Genomic DNA, 11,829 nt, shown 5'->3' with positions numbered 1-11,829 from the left:
TTAATACAAACCTCAACGTGACAAAGATTAATTATGTCCAGCGGTTGCTATTTTTAATCCTTTAGAGAGCGGGATTAAGCATATCAATACCAGGATTGCAGAAAAAATAAATGGGTAACCATCGCTATTTGGTAAGGGTTGATTAACCGTAAAGTAATACATACTGGTAGCACAAACTGGCCCTAATACAGCCCAAAAACTGGTAATAGACGATAATGCCCCCATTAGCTGCCCTTGCTCAGAATCAGCAACCTGCGACGAAAAAATACTTACCATGGAGGAGTTACTGATGCTTGAAAAACTATAAATCATCATCGCCATATATATCGCTAAAATACTATTGGAAAGAGCAATACATATCAACCCCAGCGCAAATAAAATGAAACCTAACAGAGGAATCTGACGATCGCTTAGTACATAGCGGACCAGCTTAAGCAAAACTGTTTGGGCAAATAAGCCACCGACCCCAAGGATAACAAAAGAGGTTGCAATTTGACTATCATTCCATGTAAAACGATATTTTGTAAAAAACGGCCACAGAGTAATAGAGAACTGCGTCGCAAACATAAAAATAATTTGCACAATAAACAGATGAAATAAACCTTTATACTTAAGAAAATAGGCTACCGAAGAGAACGGATTATCAACTTTGAATGCTCTTCTCTTGTCTTTAGGCAGCGTCTCCTTAAATAAGAAAATAACACACAGTAACCCCAGCAAGCTAAAAATGTCGGCAACATAAAAAGGAACTCTTATCCCTGGCTGAACAACAACTGCTGAGATAGCCGGTCCGATAACTAAGCCCAAACTCATTACACCAAAAATAAACCCATAATTCTGCATTTTACTTTTTTCATCGCTCATATCCGCGACACTTGCCAAAGAAACAATGACGGAAGAGCCGGCAATACCAGCGATAATTCGGGCTAGAAATAAAAGATTCAGATTTTGGCTAATCGCATATAAAAAATAATCGAGGGTGAATGCCGTGAAGCAAATAATTAAAATTGGCTTGCGACCAAATTTATCGGAAATAGCCCCCATTACTGGCGCAAAAATAAACTGCATAATACCAAAAGTCGCCAGCAGCCACCCACCAATAAGCGCATTATCTGCGACACTCTCGTGAGTTACCGATTCCAGCAAAGAGGGAATAATCGGGTAGATAAGAAATAAACCAATCTGGTCTAAAAAAACGGTTATCAACAAGCAAATAAACGATAAAGACAAGGTCTTCTTTTGCATACCAACCTCACAATAACAATTTACTGAAAGATTTACTACCCAATTTCAAAGATGCAGAGTAAACGACTAAGAATGTTGCAACACATTAAGCTGTCTATACTGCTTAATTCACAATGGGCAATAACATTAATGTGGCAGATGGAGTTAGTTTTGCTGAAGATGCCAAAACTCCTTATAAATCCCATTTTGTTGCAATAACTGCTGATGAGTACCACTTTCCACTATTTCGCCTTTATCAATTACTACAATTTGCTTAGCTCCGATGATAGTTGAAAGCCGATGGGCTATAACTAATACTGTTTTCCCTTGTACGAGCTTATTAATCACCTTTTGCACTGCCAGTTCATTCTGAGTATCGAGTGCAGCAGTTGGCTCATCGAGGATAAGAATAGGCGCGTTTTTCAAAATGGCTCTGGCAATAGAGATACGCTGCCTTTCCCCACCAGAGAGACTTTTGCCAATATCATTCAGTTGTGTTTGATAACCGTCGGGGAAATTCTGGATAAATTCATGGCAATTTGCCTGTTTACAAACTTCGATGACTTCCTCGTCGCTAGCGGATAATTTTGCCATTCTGATGTTATTAATAATGGTATCCTGAAACAAATAAACATCCTGAAATACGACAGAGACTAGACTCATTAACTGCCTCTGAGACATATCTCGTATATCAATACCACCGATTTTAATACTGCCTGATATTACATCAGCAAACCGGAGAATAAGCTTGGTTATTGTAGTTTTACCGCAGCCACTGGCACCGACCAGAGCGGTTAATGCTTTTTCCGGAATATGAAGGGATATATTCTTAAGTACGTACTTGTCCTGACCCCGGTACGAAAAGTTAACTCGTTCAAATTCAATATTATAGTGCTCAGGCATAATCTCTGCCTTTTTTTCAGGTAATGACGGTGCATTCAACAATTCCTGCAATTTTTCATACCCTATAACCAATGATTCAAGCATCGATGACATTTGTACAAAAAAGTTTAATACATCTGTGGAACGGGCAACGATTAATAACACGCAGGCTAGCAAGAGGTAAGAAATGGTTGCAGCATTCACCAAATACGCACCTAACGAGATGATAAGGATTAAACCAGCTTGAATCACGATGGTTATAATTAAATTAGGTTTTTCCCCTTTTTTCGTGCCAATGCGCAGTATATTTGCCACATCTGTTGTTACCTTAACAAACTCTGTCATCTTTTCTTCGGTTTGGCCTGTCGATTTTAATACATCAAGTCCTTGTACAAACTCGACAGCTTCACCTTTTAATTTTGCATTGGCTTCTGCCAGAATGCTAAAACCTCTGCGATAGGCCTTCCTGCGCCACAGATAGAGTGGAATTGCCATTGGAAAAACCAAGAGCATCATCAAAGAAAGTTGCCAGCTGTAAAATAACAAGGCAATTGCAGCTGACAGTGGTATAACCACGCCGGTAATGATGATATTGAGTAGCATAAATGTAAATACTGCCGCTTCATTTACGCTTTGCATCATAAGGTGATTTATTTCGCCAGATCTAAACTGACTTAAATAATCTAAGGAAATATTACGTAACTTATTGCCTAATTTTTCCCTTAGCTCGGTAACGGCTAAGGTCGAATAACCATCCGCATCATAGCGTTCACAAAGCACCTTAAAAATAAAACTACCCGCCAGTAGAACAACGACAATAATTAAATGAGTGAGTATTGCAGTAATATTTTTGGCTTCTAGCGCAGCAAATAAGGGATATAGTAAAACCAACGAAACGCCAAACAGACAAGAGGAAATCACAGTATAAATCAGACTGCGGATCAATATTTTCTTTTGCTTACCTGCCGCATTGATTAAGCCAGTATACGTTGTCAGCAATGATTTTGTTGTGCGTGTGTGTGTATTAATATACTCTTTCATCACTTTTCTCCATCAGCCAAATTATTGACTGGAATCGACCAACTTTTTGCTTTGTTATACTCTTGCCACAACAATTTATAGTCACTAGAATTTTCGATTAAATCATTATGTGTCCCATGAGTTTTAATCATCCCTTTATCCAATAATATTATTTGGTCGGCATTGACAATCGTCGATAAGCGGTGAGTTACCATAATGACAGTTTTATTTCTATCAATTAAACGGTTAAAGGCTTTTAACAACAAAGCTTCATTTCGGGCATCAGAAAAAGCCGTCGGTTCATCTAAAATAACGATTGGTCGATTTTGCAGAAAAACCCGGGCAATGGTGATTCTCTGTTTCTGACCACCTGATAATAGCTGCCCTCTTTCTCCTGCCAGAGTGTTATACTGTTCAGGAAGTGTCAGAATAAAGTCGTGAATTTCAGCTTTTTTGGCGGCTTCAATAACGTCATCGTCAGAGATACCGTTTAACCCATAGCGTATGTTATCTGCGATCGAACACGAGAATAAAAAGTTATCCTGAAAGACAAATGAGATTCTCGACATAAGATCAGCGTATTCAATATCTTTTATATTCACGCCACCTAAAGTTATCGTTCCAGAGGTTGTATCAAGAAAGCGAGGAATGAGATTAGCCAGCGTTGTCTTGCCAGAACCAGATGTACCTATAAGAACAGTAAATGAATTTTCAGGAATTCTGATATTGATATTGGATAAAACAGTGCCAGCATTCTGGTAAGAAAACCCAACGTTTTTAAAAATAATCTCATTATTGTCAGGTAATAGCGGATTGGAGGGAGCCTTTAAAATTGGCAGATTTTCAACTTCAAATATCCTTTCTATTGCTGCCTTTGACTTTTGTAATATCTGAAACAGGCTCATCACAGGATAAACACTTTCTGCAATACCGATCGCCAGCAATAAAAAACAGAATGTCGTGATAAAAGAGATTTGGTCATTTAGCTGGGCTATGCTCAATCCAACAACTAATATGATACTCATCGGCATAGCAGAGAAAAGGCTGCGGGCAATTTTTGTAGACAATCGCATAGATTGCAACCAATGAAAGACCACCTGACTATAATTTTCCAGCGCTTTTTGATATTGACCGAATGCCCCCTCCCCGGCATCAAATGTTCTTACCGCACTCATTCCCTGAATATATTCAATGATTTTACTGTTGATTTGAATAGTTGCGTTGTTATAGCTTTCCTTTAAAAGCTTAGCTTTTTTCATAATAAAACTCAGCAGCAGAAAAGTAATTAAAGTGATTGCAAATACAATACTTGCAAAGACCCAATTAAAGATAAATAAAACGAGTAAGGTAAAAATTGGGGTAACGAATGCCTCAGCTTTTAAAGGCGGAGCATCAGCCACAAAAGCATGTAATTCTTTAATATCATCAATTAATGTTTTAACAAGATTCCCACTGCCCATGTTTCTAACCGTTTCAATTGGCAATTGATTGATTTTTTTGATAAGCCTGGTTCGTAATATTTCTTCTAGTTCAAATGCCGCATAGTGAGATTTATCATGGGCATAAGTTCTCAGCGTATAAAAAAGAATGCTCAGCACAAGCAGAGAGAGAATGGGCAGTCCCGGGAAGACACTGGCATCCAACATTAATTGGTACAGAACCCAGATCAACATTAGCCAGATACTCAGTTTAAGCACCTGAGCAATTGATGCCAAAAATATAGAATAAGATACTTTATTCTTTACTGGCAGAAATATATCCGTATGATTCATAATTAAGTTTCTCCTTAGCCCATATCTATCATGCAATAAGAAAATCCGAATAGAAAAAAAGCTGTTTTCTTCTGATTATTCGTTAAGTTATGATTCTTTTAAATCATATATCCGGCAATTGATTATCATCTGATAAATTATTTACAATCAGACAGATAAAAAAAATACATTGCCAAAGTAGACTACTACTACTTTAGTTGCAGATTTATTGGTAGGGTTAAGAAACTGATATTTTTATTGTTATACAAGAAGCGATTTATCTGCCTGCACAGAAAATTTATTATTCAGTCTAGCCTGCTTTTTCGCAGTCGTAAAGCATTAAGCAATACTGAAATCGAGCTCATCGCCATTGCCGCGCCGGCGATTACCGGGCTGAGCCAGCCAATTGCAGCCAGCGGGATACCGAGAATATTATAGAAAAAAGCAAAAAACAGGTTTTGTTTAACAACGCGTACAGTAGCGTGAGCCAGAGCCAGGGCATCGGCTACCTGAGTCACCGAATGGCGCATCAGCGTAGCTGAAGCAGTATTGGTGGCCACATCTGCACCGCCATACATGGCAAAGCTGACATCCGCCGCGGCCAGTGCCGGCGCATCGTTGATACCATCGCCGACCATCGCTACTACCTTGCCCTGCTGCATCAGCGCTCTCACCGCTTCGGCCTTGGCACGCGGATTCATTTCTGCCTGATAATAGCTGATACCCAGTTGTTTGGCAATGTATTCAACTACACTGTGCTGGTCACCGCTCATAATATGAATATCAATATTTTGCTGCTGTAAGCGTTTAATTGCACTGGCAGTGTCTTCTTTTAAGGCATCAGCAATAGCAAATGCACCTGCTATTTCATTATTAATAGCGACAACCACAATACTGGCAATCTGCCAGATTTCCTGCTGCTGTAATTGCCCGGGTATGCTGAAACCGCACCATGCAGGATTGCCGACTTTTACCGTGCCATAACCGTCTACCTGCGCCTGTGTACCCTGCCCGATTTCGCTGTGGCTATTGCTGGCGGTCAGTACCGGCAGGTTTTGCTGTTCAGCAGCCTGAATCACTGCTTGCGCCAGCGGATGAGTGGTGAGCCGTTCAGCGGCAGCAGCCAGTTGCAGAATGGTTTGCGCATCATACTGACAAGCGGGATTTCGCCACTGAGCAACAATCTGGGGGTTGCCTTGAGTAAGGGTACCGGTTTTATCCAGTACAACCGTATTGACCTGACTGGTACGCTCAAGTGAGGCTGCATCTTTAAACCATACTCCGTACCGCGCCGAGCGCCCCATACCCACCATCATCGCGGCCGGTGTGGCCAGCCCCAGCGCACACGGACAGGCAATTACCAGTACGGCTACGCCACGGGTCACTGCTTCATTAAAATCACCACCAAACCACCAGTTCAGAATAAAAGTTAATACGGCTATGGCAACTACAGCAGGCACAAACACCATGGATACTTTATCAGCCAGCCGTGCAATCGGTGCTTTACTGCCCTGTGCCTGCGCCAGCGCCTGCATCATGTCACCCAGCAGAGTCTGACTGCCAAGGGTCTGTGCCTGATAGGTGATACTGCCGTTGCTCAGTAATGCACCGGCAAGTACTTTATCACCAGCCTGTTTCAGTAATGGTTTAGATTCACCGGTGAGATAGCTTTCATCACACCATGCTTCACCACTGTGCACGATGCCATCGGCAGCGATGCGGTTGCCGGCATTGGTTTGCAGGATGTCACCTTTCTGTATCTGGCTGAGCGGTACTTCCTGCCAGCCGTTGTCTGTTTGTCTGCGCACCATTTTCGGGGTCAGTTGCAGCAGCATGCTCATGCTGTTAAGGCTTTGCTTTTTAGTCCGCTGTTCCAGATATTTGCCCAGCGAAACAAAGGCAATTACCATCACGCTGGCTTCGAAATAGATATACTGATGCGCATCATGCTGATGATTAAACAGCATGATACTAGAATAGAGCCAGATAGCGACCGTGCCCAGAGACACGAGTACATCCATATTGGCTACGCCGCCTTGCAGGGATTTAATCGCACTATTGTAAAACGGCCACGCCAGACCAAGCTGGATAATCGAAGCGAGAACAAACTGCCACCATGGCGGCAGCATCCAGTGCTGTCCCAGCAGCATGCCCAGCATACCGATTACAAAAGGCAGAGCAATGATCCAGATAACTGCCAGACGCCACGGTATCGCTGTCGTTTTATGCTCCTCATTCTGCATTTCAGCCAGTGCTTCTATACTGGCGCTGGTTACGGCTGCGGCTTTAAATCCGGTTTTTGCCACTATCTGAACTATATCGTCTGTACTCAGCAGCTTACTGTCAAAACAGGTTTGTAATTCATCACTGGCAAAGTTAACATCGGCAGCAATAATCCCCTGCTGCCGGCGCAATACTTTTTCTATGCGGTTGGCACAGGCCTGACAGTCCATGCCCTCAATGGCAAAGCGCGCTGTTTCGGCTGTATTGCCGTTGGTGTGCTGAGTTTGTTCCATGGTTCTGTCCTTCTGTTGTCCAGCCGCATATCTCAGGATTAAACTACATCAAAACCGGCAGCTTCAACCGCGGCTTTGAGGGTATCTACGTTAGTAAGGCTGTCGTCAAAGCCAATATCGGCAATACCGGTTGTAAAATTAACCGCCACAGTTTCCACACCCGGGCTGCCCTGTAGTGCTGATGTCACACTTTTGGCACAACCTTCGCAGGTCATGCCGTCAATTTTAAACTGAACCATTTGCATTTCTGTCTCCTTATGGATTCGGGTTTAATAAAAAGTAGATAAAGTACAGCTTAAACCTTAACACTGTGATAGAGTCAAGCTTTACATATGCAAATTCAGATTTTAATCTTATGAATATCAGTGCCGCAGAAAAATTAACCGGTTTATCCAGTAAAACCATCCGTGATTATGAGGCTGCCGGACTGATTCAGCCTGTACGCCAGAGTAACGGCTATCGCGATTACAGTGAAGCCGATATTGCCACACTGTGCTTTATCAGACATGCCCGCGAAGTAGATTTTTCGCTGGCGCAGATTGCCCAGCTGCTTGCATTACGTAACAATCCGCAGCGCACCAGTGCTGATGTGAAAGCACTGGCAGGCGAGCACATACAGCGTCTTAACCAGAAAATTAATGATTTATCCAGCATGAAAGAGACACTGGAAAACTGGTACAACCGCTGTGGCGGAGATGCTTCACCACACTGTGCGATTATCGACGGACTGGATAAGCATGGTTATGCCGGTAATCACAGTTAAGCCGGCTCCGGTTTGTGTTATCCGTTCAGGACTGGCTGTTATTCATGGTAACTAAAACTGTCTTTTTACTTAAAACAGGCTAAAATAGTCGCTTTTCGGCACTTTTCCCGGGCTTTATTGTTGCTATGCGTCTAACCCATATTAAGCTTTCCGGCTTTAAATCCTTTGTTGATCCCACCACAATTGCGGTACCGGGCAGACTGGTAGCGGTAATCGGACCAAACGGCTGTGGCAAAAGCAATGTGATTGATGCTGTGCGCTGGGTGCTGGGAGAGGCTTCTGCCCGGCAGTTGCGCGGCGAAAGCATGCAGGACGTAATTTTTAACGGTGCCAATACCCGCCGGCCGGCACCGCGTGCCAGTGTCGAACTGGTATTTGACAATAGTGACGGCCAGCTTCAGGGAGCATGGGGACAATATGCCGAAGTGGCGATAAAACGCCAGCTGACCCGTCAGGGCGATTCTACTTATTTCATTAATAATCAGGTTGTGCGCCGCCGTGATATTACCGATTTGTTTCTCGGTACTGGCGTCGGTGCCCGCGGTTATGCCGTCATTGAGCAGGGAATGATTTCCCGCATCATTGAAGCACGGCCGGAAGAGCTGCGTGCCCATATCGAAGAAGCCGCCGGCGTGTCTAAATACAAAGAACGCCGCCGTGAAACTGAAAATCGTCTTGCCGATACCCGTGAACATTTACAGCGACTGGCCGATTTACAAAGCGAGCTGGATCGTCAGGTAGAAAAACTCAGGCGACAGGCAAATACCGCACAGCGCTATCAGGAACTGAAAACTCAGATAGCCGATAAACAGAATTTATTTGATTACAGTCAGTGGCAGCAGGCTCTGCATCAGGCAGACAGTGCCACAGCACTTTACCAGCAGCATGGCAATGCACAGGAATCACTGAAGCTGCAACTGGAAACACTGGAACAGCAATTACAGCAGCTGCGCGAACAGGAACAGCAACAGCAACAGCGAGTACGCGAAGCTGAAATGCAGCGAGCCAGTCTGCGCGAACAATGGGCACGGCTGGAAGAACAGATTCGCCACCGGCGCGACTGGCAGCAGCGTATTGCCCGAGAACAGACTCAGGCACAAACTGAGCTGCAACGCCTGCACAATGAAAATATTCAGCAACAGCAGCAACTGGAATCGGCCAGTTCAGAACTGGAAGAACAGCAATTACAGCGTGAAGAATGGGCTTTACAGGCCGCGGAACATGAAGCGCGCATGCCGGAACTGGAAGAACTGGCTCATCAGGGTGAGCGCACCCGTCAGAACCAGCAAAATGAGCTGGCACGTCTGGAACGTGAACTGGCCATCAAACAACAGCAGCACCAGCATGCGACAGCGGCCATTGCTCAATTACAGCAGCGCCGGCAGCGTCTGGAAGAAGAATTAACGCAACTGGCCTTACCGCAAAACGGAGAGCTGGAAACCGCCCGTGAGACAGCGGCAGAGCTGGAACAGATTGTAACTACACTGGAAGAGAACCTGCTGCAATATGAACAGCAGCGTGAAAGCGCACGGGAAGCGCTGCTTCTGGCTCAGCAGCAATACCGGCAACTGGACAAACAGCAGCTTACTCTTAGCGCGCAGGTAGAAGCGTTAACAGCCATGCTTCCGCAAGCTGAACGCAGCAGTACTGAAAAAGAAACCGATAGTAATATCCCCTTATTATGGCAACATTTGCAGGTTGCCAAAAAATGGCAGCATGCGACAACTGTTGTCCTCGGACACAGACTACAGGCACAGTATACCGAACAGCTGCAACCTGGAGATACTCTGCCAGAACACACAACCGTCTGGGTCAATCAGACAGCTGAAACCAACCAGCAAAAATGGGCAACAAATGCCCTTTTGCAGCATATAGAAGTTCAGGCTCCATTTTCCGAAGCCATACAATACTGGCTCGGACAGGTATTTTGTGCAGAAACACTAGAAGAGGCTTTGCTCGGGCAGACTGATTTACAGGCACAACAGCTTATTATTACTCCTGAAGGCCACTGCATAGATGCCATCAGTGTGACATTGTATGCTGAAGATAATGGCACCGGTCTGCTGCAACAGCAGCAGCAATTGCGCGAACAGCAACAGGCATTGCTAGCACTGGAACAACCTTTGCAGCAGGCTGCAGAAACCATGCAGCTGGCGCAGCGCAACCTTGAGAACACGGAAGAACGGTTGAATCAGTGTCAGCAACAGCTTAAACAGCAGCAACAGCGCTGGCAAACAGCCTCTGCTCAGGCTACTGAGTTACTGGCACGCACCAGTCAGGGGCAATTGCGGCAGGAACATATTCAGCAGGAAAGCGCACAAATCATCAGTGAGCTGGCACAACAACAGCATGTGCAGCAGCAAACGCAGGCTGATACTGAAAATCTTACACTTGCGGTAGAACAATTGCGTCCGCAATTACAAAATCATACTGCCAGCCAGCAAAACCAGCAGCAAACTTTGAAACAGAGCCAGCTGGCATTGCTGGAAGCGCGACGGCAGCAGGGTTTGGTAGAAATGGCTATAGTACGCCTGCAACAGCGGATTCAGACTGCCTCACAGGAACAGCAGCGTATTGCACGCGAAACCGAACGCTGGAAGGAACGTCAGAGCGAGCTTGCACTCGGGATTGCCGAGCAGGAAATGGAAGACGAACAAACCCTGCAAACTGAAGAACTGAATACCCAAATCGATGCAGCTACTGAACAGTGTACAACTGCACAGCAAGTGCTTGAGCAGCTCCAGCAGCAATTACAGCACATACAGCAACAGCAGCACAATCTCAACAGCCAGCTTCCGCAGTTACAGGCCGATACTCAGTCAGCTTTGCTACAGCAACAGGAAGCCTTACTGAATGCCAGACGTTTTCACGAAACTCTGCAACAGAATCAGGCTGATATGGAGGCATTAGCCGAACTGTTTAATCAGTCACAGCAGGCTGTACCGGAATTAAATCAGGAAATTGCGGCACTGGCACAGAAAATCAATGCACTGGGTGCGGTTAATCTGGCGGCATTACAGGAGCTGGAAGAAGCACATGAGCGCGCTGAGTATTATCAGACACAAACAGCGGATGTACAGGCGGCTATTGCGTTACTGGAAGAAGCCATCAGTACAATTGATGAAGAAACCAAAACCCGCTTTAAAACTACTTTTGATGCGGTAAACGAAAAAGTACAAAGCTACTTTCCTACCTTATTTGGTGGTGGTGAGGCCAGACTGGATATGGTCGGTGATGATTTACTCAGCGCCGGTGTATCCATTATGGCGCGCCCGCCGGGTAAGAAAAACAGCACTATTCATCTGCTTTCCGGCGGAGAAAAAGCCTTAACTGCCATGAGTCTGGTCTTTGCCCTGTTCAGCCTTAACCCTGCTCCGTTCTGTCTGCTGGATGAAGTAGATGCCCCGCTGGATGATGCCAATACCAGCCGTTTTTGCAATCTGGTTCAGCAAATGTCGGCACAGACTCAGTTCGTGTATATCTCCCATAACCGGCTGACGATGGAAATGGCCGAGCAGCTGGTAGGGGTAACCATGCAGGAAAAAGGTGTTTCGCGTATTGTTGAAGTCAATATCCGCCAGGCACTGGATATGGCTGAAGCTTAAGTGCGCAGATAACAGAATAGCACTAACCACACAACACAGCTTCTGCTTTTTCAACTCATGCTTGCTGA

The 11,829-nt window shown here is 44.8% G+C and carries 7 protein-coding genes; 2 read left to right on the top strand and 5 right to left on the bottom strand.

Translation table 11 applies throughout. The features are described 5' to 3' along the window. Positions 1 to 27 precede the first annotated feature (27 nt). From H3T75_RS02110 to H3T75_RS02090, 5 genes are all read right to left on the bottom strand, one after another. Positions 28 to 1,245, bottom strand: a complete 1,218-nt coding sequence (locus H3T75_RS02110) for an MFS transporter (RefSeq protein WP_198210877.1) — start codon at positions 1,243 to 1,245, stop codon at positions 28 to 30. 144 nt (positions 1,246 to 1,389) lie between these two features. Then, the gene (locus tag H3T75_RS02105; RefSeq protein WP_198210876.1) at positions 1,390 to 3,147 is read right to left on the bottom strand and encodes an ABC transporter ATP-binding protein; all 1,758 of its coding nucleotides are present in this window, start codon (positions 3,145 to 3,147) and stop codon (positions 1,390 to 1,392) included. Then, complete coding sequence (locus H3T75_RS02100; RefSeq protein ID WP_198210875.1) at positions 3,147 to 4,898, bottom strand: ABC transporter ATP-binding protein; 1,752 nt, start codon at positions 4,896 to 4,898, stop codon at positions 3,147 to 3,149. The genes H3T75_RS02105 and H3T75_RS02100 overlap by 1 nt, the downstream gene beginning before the upstream one ends. A gap of 284 nt (positions 4,899 to 5,182) precedes the next feature. Beyond that, positions 5,183 to 7,393 (bottom strand): cation-translocating P-type ATPase, encoded by a 2,211-nt coding sequence (locus tag H3T75_RS02095; RefSeq protein WP_198210874.1) that lies wholly within the window; start codon positions 7,391 to 7,393, stop codon positions 5,183 to 5,185. Between the two features lie 38 nt (positions 7,394 to 7,431). After that, the gene (locus H3T75_RS02090) at positions 7,432 to 7,638 is read right to left on the bottom strand and encodes a heavy-metal-associated domain-containing protein (RefSeq protein WP_198210873.1); all 207 of its coding nucleotides are present in this window, start codon (positions 7,636 to 7,638) and stop codon (positions 7,432 to 7,434) included. Between the two features lie 110 nt (positions 7,639 to 7,748). Here H3T75_RS02090 and H3T75_RS02085 point away from each other — a divergent pair, with 110 nt between their 5' ends. Next, complete coding sequence (locus tag H3T75_RS02085; RefSeq protein WP_025331111.1) at positions 7,749 to 8,156, top strand: MerR family DNA-binding protein; 408 nt, start codon at positions 7,749 to 7,751, stop codon at positions 8,154 to 8,156. Between the two features lie 125 nt (positions 8,157 to 8,281). Further along, on the top strand, positions 8,282 to 11,761 hold the full coding sequence (smc, locus tag H3T75_RS02080) for a chromosome segregation protein SMC (protein ID WP_198210872.1): 3,480 nt from the start codon (positions 8,282 to 8,284) through the stop codon (positions 11,759 to 11,761). The last annotated feature ends 68 nt before the right edge of the window (positions 11,762 to 11,829 follow it).

Origin of the sequence: Snodgrassella sp. W8135, assembly GCF_016101225.1 — a bacterium.
Classification (GTDB): domain Bacteria; phylum Pseudomonadota; class Gammaproteobacteria; order Burkholderiales; family Neisseriaceae; genus Snodgrassella; species Snodgrassella alvi.
This window is presented reverse-complemented; position numbering and strand designations above follow the sequence as displayed.

Coding starts and splice junctions, on each gene's coding strand:
- H3T75_RS02100 (WP_198210875.1), bottom strand. CDS start 4,898: ATGAATCATACGGATATATTTCTGCCAGTAAAGAATAAAGTATCTTAT.
- H3T75_RS02105 (WP_198210876.1), bottom strand. CDS start 3,147: ATGAAAGAGTATATTAATACACACACACGCACAACAAAATCATTGCTG.
- H3T75_RS02090 (WP_198210873.1), bottom strand. CDS start 7,638: ATGCAAATGGTTCAGTTTAAAATTGACGGCATGACCTGCGAAGGTTGT.
- H3T75_RS02110 (WP_198210877.1), bottom strand. CDS start 1,245: ATGCAAAAGAAGACCTTGTCTTTATCGTTTATTTGCTTGTTGATAACC.
- H3T75_RS02095 (WP_198210874.1), bottom strand. CDS start 7,393: ATGGAACAAACTCAGCACACCAACGGCAATACAGCCGAAACAGCGCGC.
- H3T75_RS02085 (WP_025331111.1), top strand. CDS start 7,749: ATGAATATCAGTGCCGCAGAAAAATTAACCGGTTTATCCAGTAAAACC.
- smc (WP_198210872.1), top strand. CDS start 8,282: ATGCGTCTAACCCATATTAAGCTTTCCGGCTTTAAATCCTTTGTTGAT.